This is a genomic window from Pseudomonas crudilactis, assembly GCF_013433315.1.
Classification (GTDB): domain Bacteria; phylum Pseudomonadota; class Gammaproteobacteria; order Pseudomonadales; family Pseudomonadaceae; genus Aquipseudomonas; species Aquipseudomonas crudilactis.
Map to the genome: position 1 here is coordinate 38,507 of NZ_WXVV01000012.1, position 16,164 is coordinate 54,670.

Genomic DNA, 16,164 nt, shown 5'->3' on the forward strand with positions numbered 1-16,164 from the left:
TATGGTTCAAGTTCGCAAACTGGTGTTAGCAATAGCGGCCGCCTCGGCGCTGTCCTCCGGTATGGCGCATGCCCTCGGGCTCGGGGAGCTGACCCTGAAGTCGACCCTGAACCAGCCGCTGGTGGCTGAAATCGAGCTGCTCGACGTCAAGGATCTCACCGCTGCCGAAGTGGTGCCGAGCCTGGCTTCACCTGAAGACTTTGCCAAGGCCGGCGTCGATCGCCAGGCCTTCCTCAATGACCTGACTTTCACTCCGGTGCTCAACGCCAGTGGCAAAAGCGTACTGCGCGTCACCTCGAGCAAACCGCTGTCGGAGCCGATGGTCAAATTCCTCGTGCAGGTGATGTGGCCGAACGGCCGTCTGCTGCGCGATTACAGCGTGTTGCTCGATCCGTCGAAGTTCTCGCCACAGACCGCTGATGCTGCCGCACAACCGGCGCCGTCGCAGACCATCACTGCGCCAACCACTGGCGCTACGCACCCGACGCAATACACCACCACGCCGCGCGACACCTTGTGGGAAATCGCCGCGAAGGCGCGTACCGGCGGTTCTGTGCAGCAGACCATGCTGGCCATTCAAGCGCTCAACCCGGATGCGTTCATTGGCGGCAACATCAACCGCCTGAAAACCGGTCAAGTGCTGCGCCTGCCGGATTCGGTACAAAGCACTGCATTGCCGCAATCGAAAGCGATTGCTGAAGTGGCGGCGCAGAACGAAGCCTGGCGTCAGGGCCGTCGTTATGTGGCTAAGCCAGGCACCGGTCAGCAGCAGCTCGATGCGACCAACCGTGGTCGTGGCAATACCGGTGCAGCACAGAACGCCCAGGACAATCTGAGTCTGGTCTCCGCTGAAAGCGCCAAGGCGCGCGGCAAAGGCCCGGCGGGTGATGCCAAGGCGCTGAGCAACAAGCTCGCGGTCACTCAGGAAAGCCTCGACACGACCCGTCGTGACAATGAGGAACTGAAAAGCCGCGTGTCCGATTTGCAAAGCCAGATGGACAAGCTGCAAAAGCTGATCGAGCTGAAGAACAATCAACTGGCGAAACTGCAGGCCGAAGGGGCGGGCACTGCACCGGCCGCGAACGGCGCAGTCGCGCCGGTTCCGGCGATCACTGCTGAGCTGGCTGCCACACCGCCGGCAACTCCTGCAGAAGCAGCGCCGACGCCAGAGTCTGCCATCGCGCCGCCTGCCGAGACGCCGGTTGAGCCTGTGGTCGAACCGGTTGTCGAAACCAAGCCTGCCGCCGATGATGAAAAGACCTTCAACGAACTACTGACCAACCCGATCCTGCTGGGTCTGATTGGTGGTGGCGCAGTTGTTCTGCTGCTTCTGCTGTTGCTGCTGGCGCGTCGCCGCAAAGCTCAGCAGGAAGCCGAGAAACATCTGCGCATGGCCCGAGCGCTGTCTGAGGAGCAAGAGTTCTCCGCCGAGCAGGATCTGCCGGAAAGCAGCTTTGAAGGTCTGGAGACCCCGGCGGCGAGCGTCAAGCTCAACACCCCGGCGCCTGCTCCTGCTCCAGTCGTGGCTCCGGTAGTGGCGCCGATCGTGATGGCTGAGCCGATTGCCGCGCCGCTGGTGGCACCGGCCGCCGAGCGCTCCGATGACGTGCTCGACAAGGCGCAATCGCACATCAACGCCGGCCGTTTGAATCAGGCTGCCGCACTGCTGGAAGAGGGCGTCAGCCTGGAGCCGCAGCGCAGTGATCTGCGTCTGAAACTGATGGAAGTCTATGGTCAGCAGGGTGACCGCGATGCGTTCGTCGGTCAGGAGCGTCAACTGGTGGCCAATGGCGACAACTTCGCCAAGGTTGAGGAGCTGAAGAGCCGCTTCCCAGCGATGGCCGTCGTGGCTGCCGCTGGTTTGGCGGCTGCTGCCGTCGCAGCCGAACTGGATGCGCAATACGTCAAGGATCTGCTGCTGGACGAGCCAGAAGTACCTGCGCCAGCCCCGGTTGAAGATGACCTGGACAGCGCGTTTGACCTGAGCCTGGACGATCTCGACAACATCACGCCGGTAGAGCCTGCGCCGGTGGTTGAGGCAGAAGCGCCGGTCGAGCTGGACGAATTCCCGTCCGACGACGACCTGAGCTTCGAATCGGTGCTGCAACAGCAGACCGAGATCAAAGAGAACCTGGACGACCTGTCGGACTTCGACCTGGATATGGATCTGGGGGCCGAGCCGGCGCCTGCGATTGATCTGGCGGACGATGATTTCCTGCTGGATCTGGACGAAGGCGTGAAGGATCTGTCGCCAGTCGAGCCGCCGGCCGTCGCTGACGTGCCACAGGATGATCTGGAGCTGCCGGCCGATTTCGACCTGTCGCTGGCCGACGAAATGGACAGCAATCCAGCGGCGGAACCGGATGCGTTCGCTACCGAACTGGATGATGTCAACGCCGAGCTGGATCGTCTGTCGCAAACTATTGCCGAACCGACCTTCACCGAAGCCGATGCGGCAATCGGTGGTGATCTGGGCGAAGATGATTTTGACTTCCTCGCCGGCACTGATGAAGCCGCTACCAAGCTCGATCTGGCCCAGGCCTACATCGACATGGGCGACAGCGACGGTGCACGCGACATCCTCAACGAAGTGTTGACCGAGGGTGACGAGAAGCAGCGTGGCGAGGCCAAGGACATGCTCTCGAGCTTGTAGTAAGTCCAGCGGTAAATGAAAACGGCAGCCCATTTAGGCTGCCGTTTTTGTTTGTCTTTTTTGAATCAAAAGATCGCAGCCTTCGGCAGCTCCTACATGAGATGGCGTTCCCCTGTAGGAGCTGCCGAAGGCTGCGATCTTTTGCTCTTGAAACTGGTATCCCCGGTCCACAGCCTTATAATGCCCGCCTTTGCACAAACAGCAGGCTGTCCCACCTTGGCAAACATAGATAACCCGGTCGCCGAAATGGCCCCCGACGGCTTTTACCGCGTCGCGCTGGGCGTGGAGTACAAAGGCTCGCGCTACAGTGGCTGGCAGCGTCAGTTGACGGGTGTGGCGACGGTGCAGGAAGAACTCGAAAAAGCCCTGTCGAAAGTCGCCAACTCACCGGTTTCACTACAGTGCGCCGGACGCACCGACGCGGGCGTGCATGCCTGCGGACAAGTGGTGCACTTTGATACGACGGTCGATCGTTCGCTGAAGGCCTGGGTCATGGGCGCCAACATCAATCTGCCGCATGACATCAGCGTCAGTTGGGCGCGGGTGATGCCGGCGCATTTCCATGCGCGCTTCAAAGCTATCGCGCGGCGTTATCGCTATGTGATCTACAACGATCAGATCCGTCCGGCGCATCTCAACGAAGAAATCACCTGGAACCATCGCCCGCTCGACGTCGAGCGCATGGCCAAGGCCGCGCAATACCTGATTGGCACCCACGATTTCAGTGCGTTCCGCGCCGGGCAGTGCCAGGCTAAGTCGCCGATCAAGAAGATGCATCACCTGCGCGTGACCCGTCACGGCAAGATGATCGTGCTCGACATCCGCGCCAATGCGTTCCTGCATCACATGGTGCGCAATATCGCCGGGGTGCTGATGACCATCGGTGCCGGCGAACGTCCGGTGGAGTGGATGAAAGAAGTTCTGGAAAGCCGCGAGCGCCGGTCCGGCGGTGTCACGGCGCATCCGTACGGCTTGTATCTGGTGCAGGTCGAGTACCACGACGAATTCCCGTTGCCCGAGCGTTTTATCGGGCCACATTTCCTTACGGGTTTCTCCGAACTTGACGGCTGACGCCCTCGAACGCTTTTGTTACCATCCGGGACTTTCCCGGATTTTGCCTTGGAGTTTTTCTCGACATGTCAGCCGTTCGCAGCAAGATCTGCGGGATTACCCGCATAGAAGATGCGTTGGCCGCCGTCGAAGCCGGGGCGGATGCGATCGGGTTCGTGTTCTACGCCAAGAGTCCGCGTGCTGTCACCGTGCAGCAGGCGCGGGCGATTATTCAGGCATTGCCGCCGTTCGTGACCACCGTGGGCCTGTTCGTCAACGCCAGCCGCTGCGAGTTGGGGGAAATCCTCGATGCCGTGCCGCTGGATCTGTTGCAGTTCCATGGCGATGAAGTCGCTGAAGACTGCGAAGGCTGGCATCGTCCGTATATCAAGGCGCTGCGGGTCAAGGCTGGCGACGATATTGCGGCAGCGATTGATGCCTATCCAAGCGCCAGTGGCGTGCTGCTCGACACCTACGTTGAGGGCGTGCCCGGTGGAACCGGGGAGGCGTTTGACTGGTCATTGATTCCGCAAGGTTTGAGCAAACCGTTGATTCTGGCCGGTGGTTTGACCCCGCAGAACGTTGCAGACGCCGTGGCTCGGGTGAAACCGTACGCGGTAGACGTCAGCGGTGGGGTAGAGGCGAGCAAGGGCATCAAGGATCACGCAAAGATTCACGCGTTCATCAACGCGGTACGCAAAGCGCCATATTGATGTGACGGCTGGCAGTCTGCCGCCGTCCATCAATGCACTTGCACAAAGCAGGCGCGGCTGAGGGTTTCTGGATAGCACGCAGGTCATGTTTCGCGCTGACCGTGGCTGTCCATCAACCATCGCCACACACATGAATTTAGCTGAAGGGCATACGCGGGGCTGCGAACCAGAGCGTTCGGGCCGCCGGTACTGGAGAAAGAAAGCATGAGCAACTGGTTAGTAGACAAACTGATCCCTTCGATCATGCGTTCCGAGGTCAAGAAGAGCTCGGTCCCTGAAGGTCTGTGGCACAAATGCCCGTCTTGCGAGGCGGTGCTGTATCGTCCAGAGCTGGAAAAGACCCTGGACGTTTGCCCTAAATGCAACCACCACATGCGCATCGGCGCACGTGCACGCATCGACATCTTCCTCGATGCTGAAGGTCGCAACGAACTGGGCGCCGATCTGGAGCCGGTTGACCGTCTGAAATTCCGCGACGGCAAGAAATACAAGGATCGTCTGACCGCTGCCCAGAAGCAGACTGGCGAGAAAGACGCGCTGATCTCCGTCAGCGGCACCTTGCTGGGCATGCCGGTGGTGGTTTCTGCGTTCGAATTCAGCTTCATGGGCGGTTCGATGGGCGCTATCGTTGGCGAACGCTTCGTGCGCGCGGCCAACTACGCGCTGGAAAACCGCTGCCCGATGATCTGCTTCGCCGCCTCCGGTGGTGCGCGCATGCAGGAAGCGCTGATCTCGCTGATGCAGATGGCCAAGACCTCGGCGGTACTGGCGCGTCTGCGTGAAGAGGGCATCCCGTTCATCTCCGTATTGACCGACCCGGTCTACGGTGGTGTTTCGGCGAGTCTGGCGATGCTCGGTGACGTGATCGTCGGTGAGCCGAAAGCCCTGATCGGCTTCGCTGGTCCGCGCGTTATCGAACAAACCGTGCGTGAAAAGCTGCCGGAAGGCTTCCAGCGCAGTGAATTCCTGCTGGAACACGGTGCGATCGACATGATCATCCACCGTCAGGAACTGCGCCCGCGTCTGGGTAACCTGCTGGCACAAATGACTGGCAAGCCGACGCCGAAATTCGTCGCCGCGCCAATCGAGCCAATCGTGGTTCCACCGGTACCTGCTGGCCTATGACCGAGCGCACCCTTGGCGAATGGCTCGCCTACCTTGAGCAGTTGCATCCGTCGGCCATCGACATGGGCCTGGAGCGTTCGCAACAGGTAGCGTCCCGCATGGGGCTGGGCCAGCCGGCGCCTCGGGTGATTACGGTCACCGGCACCAACGGCAAGGGTTCGACCTGCGCTTTCGTGGCTTCATTGCTGCGTGCGCAGGGTCTGAGCGTTGGTGTCTACAATTCTCCGCACCTGCTGCGTTACAACGAGCGGGTGCAGCTCAATGGCGTCGAAGCCACTGACGCGCAGCTGTGCGAAGCCTTTGCTGCGGTCGAGGCCGGGCGTGGCGACACTTCTCTGACTTACTTCGAAATGGGCACTCTGGCGGCGTTCTGGCTGTTTCAACAGGCAAAACTCGACGCTGTGGTGCTGGAAGTCGGGCTGGGCGGGCGTCTGGATACGGTCAACGTGGTCGATGCTGATATCGCGCTGGTTACCAGCATTGGCGTCGATCACGCCGATTATCTGGGCGACACTCGCGAATCCGTGGCTTTCGAGAAGGCTGGAATTTTCCGTCAGGGCAAACCTGCCTTGTGCGGCGATCTGAATCCTCCGCAACCGTTGCTCGACAAGGTGCGTGAACTGGCTTGTCCATTCTTTTTGCGTGGGCGTGATTTCGACCTCGGGATGACTGATCAGCACTGGCAATGGCGCGGTACCGATGCGCGAGGCCAGGTTGTCGAATTGCGTGATTTGCCGCTGCTCGATCTGCCGATGGAAAACGCCGCGCTGGCGTTGCAGGCGTATCTGCTGCTCGATTTGCCGTGGGAAGCTCAGCAGATCGTGACGGCGTTGCAGGCGACGCGCGTGGTGGGTCGGCTGGATCGTCGTTCCTTCGAGTGGAATGGCAAGCGCCTGAATCTGTTGCTCGATGTAGGCCATAACCCGCATGCCGCCGAGTATCTGGCCCGTCGTCTGGCCTCGCGGCCAGCGGTCGGCAAGCGTCTGGCGGTGTTCGGTCTGCTGGCGGACAAGGATCTGGATGGTGTTGTCAGTGAATTGAATGCTAGTGTCGAGCATTGGGCTGTTGCCCCGCTGGATTCGCCGCGTGCCCGTCCGGTGGCTGAATTGAACGCGGCATTGCAGAACCTTGGTGCCGCCGTCACGTCTTACGACAGTGTCGCCGCTGCGCTGGAAGGGCAGTGCGCAGTAGCCACCAGTGACGACGAGATTCTGTTGTTCGGATCATTTTATTGTGTCGCCGAGGCCCTTGAATGGCTGGCCCGGCACTCCACGGAGGAAGCGGCAAATGGCTTTGCTGGATAAAGCGTACAAGCAACGCATGGTTGGCGCTTTGGTGCTGGTTGCGCTGGCGGTGATCTTCCTGCCGATGCTGTTTTCGCGTCAGGATGAGCAGCGTCAGGTGACCGTTGAGGCGCCGGCCGCTCCGCAAGCACCCGCCATGCCGCAAGTGCAAATGGAAACGGTGGCCGTGCCTGAGCCACAAACCTTACCGCAAGAACCTGTGCCGACGGATGAAGAAGTCGCAGAAGAGACGGCGCCTACCGCACCCGTTGCGACGGCGCCGGCACCGACAGCGCCCATTATGATCACCAAGCCTGTTGCGCCGCCGGCGGTCGCCAAGCCGATTCCTGCGCCTGCTCAGCCGATCACTGCGTCCTCGTCCAAGCCGGACACAACGCAAAGCCGCGTCGATGCCAACGGTCTGTCGGTGAGCTGGTCGGTGCAACTGGCCAGTCTGTCGAGTCGTGCCAGCGCCGAAAGCCTGCAGAAGACCCTGCGCAGTCAGGGCTATAACGCTTACATCCGCTCCGCCGATGGCAAGAATCGGGTGTTTGTCGGTCCGCTGATCGAGCGTGCCGAAGCCGATCGTCTGCGTGATCTGTTGGGTCGTCAGCAGAACCTCAAGGGTTTTGTTGTTCGCTTCCAGCCTGAGCGCGGTTAAAAACTATCGCCTCGATTGAAATGCACTGACAATCGCAGCTTACCGAGAGGCATGCGCTCTGCTAAAATGCGCCGCCTTATCCGTCTGTAGGCTGCACTGTGCCATTTACCTGGGTTGACTGGGCGATCGTTGCAATCGTCGCCATCTCCGCTTTGATCAGTTTGAGCCGCGGCTTCGTCAAGGAAGCATTATCGCTGGTGACCTGGATCATCGCAGGAGTCGTCGCCTGGATGTTTGGTGGTTCATTGTCCGAGTACCTCGCCGGATACATCGAAACCCCATCGGCTCGCGTGATCGCGGGCTGTGCCATCATGTTTGTCGCCACACTGATCGTGGGCGCAATGATCAATTATCTTATCGGCGAGTTGGTTCGCGTCACCGGGTTGTCCGGGACCGATCGATTCCTCGGCATGGCCTTCGGCGCAGCGCGTGGCGTGTTGCTGGTGGTCGTGGCGGTCGGGCTGTTGAGCCTGGGGCCGGTACAGCAGGACGGGTGGTGGAAAGAATCACAGCTCGTACCAAAATTTCTATTGGTCGCTGATTGGTCCAAAAACCTGATTCTCGGGTGGAGCAGTCAGTGGCTTGCCAGCGGAATCAGCGTACCCGCTGATATTCCGTTCAAGGAGCAACTCTTGCCGTCGGCGAAAACGCCTCAGTGAGTGTTGTTCAGTTCAGATCCATTAAGTAGGGGTTGCGTCGCATGTGTGGCATCGTCGGTATCGTCGGTAAGTCGAACGTCAATCAGGCGCTGTATGACGCGCTAACCGTGCTCCAGCACCGCGGCCAGGACGCTGCCGGTATCGTCACCAGCCATGATGGCCGGTTGTTCCTGCGCAAGGACAATGGCCTGGTGCGTGACGTCTTTCAACAGCGTCACATGCAGCGTCTGGTCGGCCACATGGGTATCGGCCACGTCCGTTACCCGACCGCGGGCAGCTCGACGTCGGCCGAAGCCCAGCCGTTTTACGTCAACTCGCCTTACGGCATTACTCTGGCGCACAACGGTAACCTGACCAACGTTGAGCAGTTGGCCAAAGAGATCTACGAGTCCGATCTGCGTCACGTCAACACCAGTTCCGACTCGGAAGTGCTGCTCAACGTGTTCGCGCATGAGCTGGCCCAGCGCGGCAAGCTGCAACCGACCGAAGAAGACGTGTTTGCCGCCGTGACCGACGTGCACAACCGTTGTGTCGGCGGCTACGCAGTAGTCGCCATGGTGACTGGCTACGGCATCGTCGGTTTCCGTGACCCGCACGGCATCCGCCCGATCGTGTTCGGCCAGCGTCATACCGACGAAGGCGTCGAATACATGATCGCGTCCGAAAGCGTTTCGCTGGACGTGCTCGGTTTTACCCTGATTCGCGACCTGGCACCGGGCGAAGCGGTCTACATCACTGAAGACGGCAAGCTGCACACACGTCAGTGCGCGACCAACCCGTCCCTGACTCCATGCATTTTCGAGCACGTCTACCTGGCGCGTCCGGATTCGATCATCGACGGCGTGTCGGTCTACAAGGCCCGTCTGCGCATGGGCGAGAAGCTCGCCGAGAAGATCCTGCGCGAGCGTCCAGAGCACGACATCGATGTGGTTATCCCGATTCCGGACACCAGCCGTACCGCGGCACTGGAACTGGCCAACCACTTGGGCGTGAAATTCCGCGAAGGTTTCGTCAAGAACCGTTACATCGGCCGTACCTTCATCATGCCGGGCCAAGCGGCGCGCAAGAAGTCGGTACGCCAGAAGCTCAACGCCATCGAGCTGGAATTCCGCGGCAAGAACGTGATGCTGGTAGACGACTCGATCGTGCGCGGCACCACCTGCAAGCAGATCATCCAGATGGCCCGCGAAGCCGGCGCGAAAAACGTCTACTTCTGCTCGGCCGCGCCGGCGGTACGCTTCCCGAACGTGTATGGCATCGACATGCCAAGCGCCCACGAGCTGATCGCACACAACCGTTCGACTCAGGACGTGGCGGATCTGATCGGTGCTGACTGGCTGATCTATCAGGACCTGCCTGACTTGATCGAAGCGGTCGGTGGCGGCAAGATCAAGATCGAGAACTTCGATTGCGCGGTGTTTGACGGCAAGTACGTCACCGGCGATGTCGACGAGGCCTATCTGGACAAGATCGAGCAGGCACGCAACGATGCCTCGAAGGTCAAGACCCAGGCGGTCAGTGCGATCATCGATCTGTACAACAACTGAGTTTCTACCGGCCCTGAGGGGCCGGTTTTGTATCTGAATTTCAATTTTTGCGAACAGGGCAAGGAGTGACAGCATGAGTCAGGAATGGGATGCCGGTCGGCTGGACAGCGACCTCGAAGGCGTAGCGTTCGATACCCTGGCCGTACGTGCCGGTCAGCACCGTACGCCGGAAGGCGAGCACGGTGATCCGATGTTCTTCACCTCCAGCTACGTGTTCCGTACCGCTGCCGATGCAGCCGCACGGTTCGCCGGGGAAGTGCCGGGCAACGTTTACTCGCGTTACACCAACCCGACCGTACGTGCGTTCGAAGAGCGCATTGCCGCGCTGGAAAGCGCCGAGCAGGCCGTGGCGACCGCCACCGGCATGGCGGCGATCATGGCGGTGGTGATGAGCCTGTGCAGCGCCGGCGATCATGTGCTGGTTTCGCGTAGCGTATTCGGCTCGACCATCAGCCTGTTCGAGAAGTACTTCAAGCGTTTTGGCGTGGAAGTCGATTACGTGCCGCTGGCTGACCTTTCGGGTTGGGACGCGGCAATCAAGTCGAATACCAAGCTGCTTTTCGTCGAATCTCCGTCCAATCCTTTGGCAGAGCTGGTCGATATCACCGCACTGGCGGAAATCGCCCACGCCAAAGGCGCGATGCTGGTAGTCGACAACTGCTTCTGCACCCCGGCGTTGCAGCAGCCGCTGAAAATGGGCGCAGATATCGTGGTGCACTCGGCGACCAAGTTCATCGACGGCCAGGGTCGTTGCATGGGTGGCGTGGTTGCCGGTCGCAGCGAGCAGATGAAAGAAGTCGTCGGCTTCCTGCGCACCGCCGGGCCGACCTTGAGCCCGTTCAATGCGTGGATCTTCCTCAAAGGTCTGGAAACCCTGAACCTGCGAATGAAGGCGCACTGCGCGAATGCCCAGGAACTGGCTGAATGGCTGGAGCAGCAGGACGGCATTGAGAGGGTGCATTACGCCGGTCTCAAGAGTCATCCGCAGCACGAGTTGGCCCAGCGCCAGCAAAAGGGCTTTGGTGCAGTGGTGAGCTTTGAGGTCAAGGGCGGCAAAGAGGGCGCGTGGCGCTTTATCGATGCCACCCGGTTGATTTCGATTACTGCCAACCTCGGTGACAGCAAAACCACCATCACGCACCCGAGCACCACTTCCCACGGCCGTCTGGCGCCGCAGGAGCGTGAAGCAGCAGGCATTCGCGACAGTCTGATCCGCATCGCGGTCGGTCTGGAAGACGTAGCTGACCTGCAAGCCGATCTGGCGCGCGGTCTGGCAGCGTTGTGATCGAGTTGTCGACGCCAACAGCAGGCACCCATGGCCGCGTTGCGTTGGTCACGGGTGCTGCGCGCGGTATCGGTCTGGGAATTGCGGCATGGCTGATCAGCGAAGGCTGGCAAGTGGTGCTGACGGATCTGGATCGTGCGCGCGGTTCGAAAGTGGCGAAAGTGCTGGGCGAAAACGCCTGGTTCATCGCCATGGACGTCGCGGATGAAGGGCAAGTAGCGCTGGGCGTTGCCGAGGTGTTGGGGCAGTTTGGTCGTCTCGATGCACTGGTGTGCAATGCGGCGGTGGCTGATCCGCACAACATCACCCTGGAAAGCCTTGATCTGGCGTACTGGAATCGCGTGCTGGCGGTGAATCTCAGTGGGCCGATGTTGTTGGCCAAGCACTGTGCGCCGTATCTGCGTGCGCACAACGGTTCCATCGTCAATCTGGCTTCGACCCGTGCCCGGCAGTCGGAGGCCGACTCCGAGGCGTATGCGGCGAGCAAGGGCGGCTTGCTGGCGCTGACGCATGCGCTGGCGATCAGCCTCGGGCCGGAGATTCGCGTCAACGCAGTCAGCCCGGGCTGGATCGATGCGCGAGATCCTTCTGCGCGTCGGGCTGAGCCGCTGGCGGATGCCGATCATGCCCAGCATCCGGCGGGCAGGGTAGGGACGGTTGAAGACGTAGCGGCGATGGTCGCCTGGTTGCTGTCGAGGAATGCCGGGTTTGTCACCGGGCAGGAATTCGTCGTCGATGGCGGCATGACGAAAAAGATGATTTACACAGAGTAGGAGGCGAAGCTGCGATCCTGTAGGAGTGAGCCTGCTCGCGATAGCGTTCTTCTGGTTGCTGACTTTTCCCGAGAATGACTCAATTTCGTCTTTTTTAGAAAAACTTCAATCCTGCTATTGACTTAGGTTCGCTACCTGCGTAAATTTCGCGGCCTCGGAGATGCAAACGGGTGATTAGCTCAGCTGGGAGAGCGTCTGCCTTACAAGCAGAATGTCGGCGGTTCGATCCCGTCATCACCCACCACTCCCGAGAGACTTGCGTAAGCAAGAGCGTAGGCTGAAAGTGCCTGCACCGACGCGCAGCGGTAGTTCAGTCGGTTAGAATACCGGCCTGTCACGCCGGGGGTCGCGGGTTCGAGTCCCGTCCGCTGCGCCATATTTTACGAGTCAGACTTGTCTGGTTCGCGATTGCAAAGCACCGAAGCCTGCAGTCAAAACGAGTTACTTGAGCGAAAGCTCAAAGCGATACGCAGCGGTAGTTCAGTCGGTTAGAATACCGGCCTGTCACGCCGGGGGTCGCGGGTTCGAGTCCCGTCCGCTGCGCCATATCTGCTTCAAGGACCACTGAACGCCTTGAAGCACCGAAACCAGCCATTGGCTGGTTCGGAATCGATAGCAAAGACCCTGGTCGAAAGACCGGGGTTTTTTGTGTCTGAAATTTGGCTTTTCCGCTTTTTTCTTCTATCCCCTCCATCCTGTGCCCTACACAAATCCCTGTGGGAGCGAGCTTGCTCGCGAAGGCGTCGGCACATTCAAAATTTGCATCGGCTGGCACAACGCTTTCGCGAGCAAGCTCGCTCCCACATGGGCATGCCCAATTATCTCTGCGGTCTAGATGCGGTACCACGTCGCATTGATTTTTTGATTCTTTAGTCAAATTTTTGTAACTGGTTGTTTGCTGCGAGCGCAGAAACCTTTAAAGTTAACCTTTCGGTCAGCTTTGCACTGTCAACACGCCCTTTGTTTAGCCAAAGAGGGCTTCTGCAAGACTCGAGATTCCCCAGTAGATAACCAGAAGGGCGGACACATAACCGCCCAGAGGATGATCCATGTCCAACCGTGATATATCCCGGCGCTCGTTCCTCCAGGGCGGGCTGGTGGCGGGTGTGAGCGTCACGCTCACGCCGCTCAGCAGTCAGGCGCTGGCTGCCTTGATGGAAAACACTGTCACCGTGCCGTCCGAGAAGTGGCTCGGCAACAACGGCAAGGCGCGTCAGCGTAACGACGCACTGTCCAAAGTCTGCGGCAGCAAGGTCTTTGCCCGCGACATCCGCTCCAAGGACATGCCGGGCTGGCCCGAACTGCAAGGCCACGCCATGTTGCTGAAAACCATCAAGGCTGACCGCATCTACGACGGCTACGATCTGTCGTGGCTTGGCGCCGACCTGCAGCCTGACCGAATCGTCACCGCCGCTGACCTGGACAAGGACGGTATTGTCTTCCCGGAAGAACACGCACCGGATCCACTGCTGCCAGAAGGCAAGGTGCCGATGTTCATCGGTCACCCGGTGGCAATCCTGATCTGGAACGACTTCGAGCGTTTCCGTCAGGCCAAGAACAAACTCAAATTCAATGACAAAGCGATTCGTTACGGTGCCCAAGTGCCGTTCTACGAAGGCGACCCCTATGGCAGTTTCCGCTACGTACGTGTGGGTGGCGCGACCTCGGCTGACGAGGATGAATTCGCCAGCCTCAAGGATTCGATCCTCTTTCCGATGCTGAAGAACCGTCGTCCGGTGTGGAATTCCCAGCCGAACCTGCACGGCAACCTGACCGAGCGCGGCCTGTTCTACGCCGACCGCATGAAGCAAGAGATCGATACGCCGCCAGACAACTGGCTGGTGTTCGACGAGCGCTACAAGACCCCGTCGATCGAACCGGCCGCGATGGAGCCGGACAACGGCAACGGCTGGTACGACCCGAAAACCAAGACCCTGCACTTCGTGGTAGCCACCCAGTGCCCACTGGAAGCTGCGACCGAGACCGCAAAAATGATCTCGCCGTCGCGCTTCGGCCTGGCCAACCTCAACATGCACCCGGGTTACACCGTGGGTTACGGTTCCAAAGACCATAACATCTTCGTCTACTACGCAGCCCTTGCTGCGCTATACGGCGCCGGTGTGCCGGTGCGTCTGGCCAACGACCGCTACGAGCAATTCCAGAGCGGCATCAAGCGCCACCCGTTCGACATCCGCTACCAGTTGGCCGTGGATAAGAATGACTACACCTTCAAGATTTTCCGCGCGGAAATGAGTGTCGACGGTGGCGGCCGAATCAACTACAGCCCCTCCGTAGCAGCAGTAGGTGCCACGGCGGCGCAATCGATCTACTACATGCCGCAGAACGATCTGCAAGTCACCGCTTATCACTCGCGTGGTGTTGAGGCCGGTTCGATGCGCGGGTACGGCACCCTGCAAAGCATGGCAGCGACCGAAATGATGGTCGACGAAATCGCCAATCGCCTCGGTGTCGATGCCATCGACCTGCGTCGCAAGAACGCCCTGCGTTCGGGCATGAAAAATACTCAGGGCGCGATTCCGGCCGGTGCTCTGCGCTTGCATGAAATTCTCGACAAAGCCTCGGTGCACGAAGTCTGGAAAAACCGCGACGCGATCAAGAAGCAGCGCGAAGCCGCCGACCCGGACAACTGGTACGGCGTTGGTTTTGCCATTTGCCAGAAAGACTTCGGCACCGGTTCTGAAGCGCCAATGGCCAGTATCGAATTCACCGCAGACGGCCGCATCACTCTGCGCCATATCGGCATTGAAATCGGTACCGGCATGTCCACCTCGCAAGCCCTGGTCGTGGCCGATTTCCTCGGCAGCCCGGCGCACGAAGTGAAGACCGGTGAAACCGAATGGAAGGAAATGCAGCTGATCACCAGCGGCAACCCTTACATCATGAGCCAGGCCGAGCAGGACAACCTGCTGCGCAATCCGCGTTGGGTCGGCAAGCTGGCATCGGCTTCGTCCGCGACCAACTCGGCGTACTACTTCAGCCATGCCACCCGTGAAGCGGCGCGCGTGCTGTTCAACAACGGTTTGTGGCCAGCGGCCATGGAGATCTGGCGTCAGGGCCCTTATGGCGGTCAAGCCAACCCTTACGTCGTGCGTCGCGAAGATGCGCACTGGGTCGACGGCAAACTCACCGCCAACGGCATGCAGCCGTTGACCTTCGAAGAGCTGGCCAAACACGCTCACGAGCGTGGTCTGGTGACCGGCGCTACCGTTCACGCGTTCAACCGCTGGAGCTGGGCCGAAGCCGAATACAGCATCGACGGCGTGCGCGAACGCCTGCCGCTCGACGGTTTGGCGGTGAAGTATGGCGACGGTGCGCCGAAAGCGAAGAAAGCGTTGATGACCACCTCCGGTTTCCACTTGTTGGATCGCCAGAACATCAATTACCCGGTTGTGCAGTTGAACAACGCTGCTGTGACCTACTACAGCCCGGTCGCCACGCTGGTCGAGTTGAAGGTCAACAAGGGCTCGGCGGAAGTCGAAGTGCTCAACCACCATTCGTGGGTCGAGTGCGGTCGCGTGTTGGTTGAAGAATTGGTCAAGGGCCAGCTCGAAGGCGGTATCGCCATGGGCATCGGCCACGCCTTGATGGAAGAGATGCCGCTGTATGAAGGCGGCCCGGGGGAGGGTGACTGGAACTTCAACCGTTACCGTCTGCCGATGGCGCGTCACGTTGCCGTATGGAAGCAGACGTCGGAGATTCTCCCGGCGCTGTCGCCAAGCGACCCGTCCAAAGGTATCGCCGAAGTGGTGATGATCCCGATTGTCGGTGCCATCGGTAACGCCGTGGCGCACGCCATCGGTAAACGTGTTCGCGATCTGCCTATCACTGCTACGCGCATCAAGGAGGCCCTCAATGGCTAACCGTCCGCTTCAACTGACCCTCAACGGTCAATTCGTCGGCCCGGTGGACATCCCTGATGACCTGCCGATGATCGACTACCTGCACGAATACAAAAACCTCACCGGCTCGCGTCTGGGCTGCGGCCAGGGCATCTGCCACGCCTGCGTGGTGATCGTCGACAACCCGGATGGCACCAGCGAAGAAGTGCGCACCTGCATCACCGGCGCACATTATTTCGAAGGCAAGCAAGTCCGCACGATCGAAGCTCACGCCAAGCGTGATGAGGCGGGCCAGGTCACCGAACTGAACCCGATCCAGCAGCGCTTCGTCGACGAATTCGCTTTTCAGTGCAGCTACTGCGCACCGGGCTTCGTCAACGCCGCGACCGTGCTGGTCGAGAAGTTGCAACGCCAGCCGACCGTGCAAAGCAAGCTCGAACAAGTCATCGAGGACAGCCTCGGCCATCACGTCTGCCGTTGCACCGGGTACGTGCGTTATTACAACGCCACCCGCAACGTGCTGACCGATCTCGGCCTGGTCAAGGAGGGTTAAGC

12 protein-coding genes and 3 tRNA genes are annotated in these 16,164 nt (G+C 60.0%); all 15 read left to right on the plus strand.

From position 1 onward, the window contains the following. Position 1 precedes the first annotated feature (1 nt). The gene (locus tag GTU76_RS14700) at positions 2–2,653 is read left to right on the plus strand and encodes a motility hub landmark protein FimV (RefSeq protein ID WP_180698911.1); all 2,652 of its coding nucleotides are present in this window, start codon (positions 2–4) and stop codon (positions 2,651–2,653) included. Positions 2,654–2,899: 246 nt separating this feature from the next. After that, positions 2,900–3,724, plus strand: coding sequence for a tRNA pseudouridine(38-40) synthase TruA (truA, locus tag GTU76_RS14705; RefSeq protein ID WP_180699019.1), 825 nt, complete (start codon positions 2,900–2,902; stop codon positions 3,722–3,724). A gap of 65 nt (positions 3,725–3,789) precedes the next feature. Continuing rightward, positions 3,790–4,416, plus strand: a complete 627-nt coding sequence (locus tag GTU76_RS14710; RefSeq protein WP_175554833.1) for a phosphoribosylanthranilate isomerase — start codon at positions 3,790–3,792, stop codon at positions 4,414–4,416. 204 nt (positions 4,417–4,620) lie between these two features. Beyond that, complete coding sequence (accD, locus tag GTU76_RS14715) at positions 4,621–5,541, plus strand: acetyl-CoA carboxylase, carboxyltransferase subunit beta (RefSeq protein ID WP_016984535.1); 921 nt, start codon at positions 4,621–4,623, stop codon at positions 5,539–5,541. After that, positions 5,538–6,845 (plus strand): bifunctional tetrahydrofolate synthase/dihydrofolate synthase, encoded by a 1,308-nt coding sequence (folC, locus tag GTU76_RS14720; RefSeq protein WP_180698912.1) that lies wholly within the window; start codon positions 5,538–5,540, stop codon positions 6,843–6,845. Before accD ends, folC begins: the two co-directional genes overlap by 4 nt. After that, complete coding sequence (locus tag GTU76_RS14725; protein ID WP_016984537.1) at positions 6,829–7,485, plus strand: SPOR domain-containing protein; 657 nt, start codon at positions 6,829–6,831, stop codon at positions 7,483–7,485. The genes folC and GTU76_RS14725 overlap by 17 nt, the downstream gene beginning before the upstream one ends. 98 nt (positions 7,486–7,583) lie before the next feature. Beyond that, a complete protein-coding gene (locus tag GTU76_RS14730) occupies positions 7,584–8,144 on the plus strand; it encodes a CvpA family protein (protein ID WP_016984538.1) in 561 nt (186 codons plus the stop codon). A gap of 41 nt (positions 8,145–8,185) precedes the next feature. After that, the gene (purF, locus tag GTU76_RS14735; RefSeq protein ID WP_016984539.1) at positions 8,186–9,691 is read left to right on the plus strand and encodes an amidophosphoribosyltransferase; all 1,506 of its coding nucleotides are present in this window, start codon (positions 8,186–8,188) and stop codon (positions 9,689–9,691) included. Positions 9,692–9,764: 73 nt separating this feature from the next. After that, positions 9,765–10,976, plus strand: a complete 1,212-nt coding sequence (locus tag GTU76_RS14740; RefSeq protein WP_175554831.1) for an O-succinylhomoserine sulfhydrylase — start codon at positions 9,765–9,767, stop codon at positions 10,974–10,976. Then, positions 10,973–11,749 (plus strand): SDR family oxidoreductase, encoded by a 777-nt coding sequence (locus GTU76_RS14745; protein ID WP_175554830.1) that lies wholly within the window; start codon positions 10,973–10,975, stop codon positions 11,747–11,749. Before GTU76_RS14740 ends, GTU76_RS14745 begins: the two co-directional genes overlap by 4 nt. Before the next feature lie 168 nt (positions 11,750–11,917). Continuing rightward, positions 11,918–11,993: transfer RNA gene (locus GTU76_RS14750), tRNA-Val, on the plus strand. A gap of 55 nt (positions 11,994–12,048) precedes the next feature. After that, positions 12,049–12,125: transfer RNA gene (locus GTU76_RS14755), tRNA-Asp, on the plus strand. Between the two features lie 93 nt (positions 12,126–12,218). Further along, positions 12,219–12,295: transfer RNA gene (locus tag GTU76_RS14760), tRNA-Asp, on the plus strand. A gap of 503 nt (positions 12,296–12,798) precedes the next feature. Continuing rightward, positions 12,799–15,630 (plus strand): xanthine dehydrogenase family protein molybdopterin-binding subunit, encoded by a 2,832-nt coding sequence (locus tag GTU76_RS14765; RefSeq protein WP_180698913.1) that lies wholly within the window; start codon positions 12,799–12,801, stop codon positions 15,628–15,630. Then, complete coding sequence (locus tag GTU76_RS14770; RefSeq protein ID WP_180698914.1) at positions 15,623–16,162, plus strand: (2Fe-2S)-binding protein; 540 nt, start codon at positions 15,623–15,625, stop codon at positions 16,160–16,162. The genes GTU76_RS14765 and GTU76_RS14770 overlap by 8 nt, the downstream gene beginning before the upstream one ends. Positions 16,163–16,164 lie beyond the last annotated feature (2 nt).

Coding starts and splice junctions, on each gene's coding strand:
- GTU76_RS14700 (WP_180698911.1), top strand. CDS start 2: ATGGTTCAAGTTCGCAAACTGGTGTTAGCAATAGCGGCCGCCTCGGCG.
- truA (WP_180699019.1), top strand. CDS start 2,900: ATGGCCCCCGACGGCTTTTACCGCGTCGCGCTGGGCGTGGAGTACAAA.
- GTU76_RS14710 (WP_175554833.1), top strand. CDS start 3,790: ATGTCAGCCGTTCGCAGCAAGATCTGCGGGATTACCCGCATAGAAGAT.
- accD (WP_016984535.1), top strand. CDS start 4,621: ATGAGCAACTGGTTAGTAGACAAACTGATCCCTTCGATCATGCGTTCC.
- folC (WP_180698912.1), top strand. CDS start 5,538: ATGACCGAGCGCACCCTTGGCGAATGGCTCGCCTACCTTGAGCAGTTG.
- GTU76_RS14725 (WP_016984537.1), top strand. CDS start 6,829: ATGGCTTTGCTGGATAAAGCGTACAAGCAACGCATGGTTGGCGCTTTG.
- purF (WP_016984539.1), top strand. CDS start 8,186: ATGTGTGGCATCGTCGGTATCGTCGGTAAGTCGAACGTCAATCAGGCG.
- GTU76_RS14740 (WP_175554831.1), top strand. CDS start 9,765: ATGAGTCAGGAATGGGATGCCGGTCGGCTGGACAGCGACCTCGAAGGC.
- GTU76_RS14765 (WP_180698913.1), top strand. CDS start 12,799: ATGTCCAACCGTGATATATCCCGGCGCTCGTTCCTCCAGGGCGGGCTG.
- GTU76_RS14770 (WP_180698914.1), top strand. CDS start 15,623: ATGGCTAACCGTCCGCTTCAACTGACCCTCAACGGTCAATTCGTCGGC.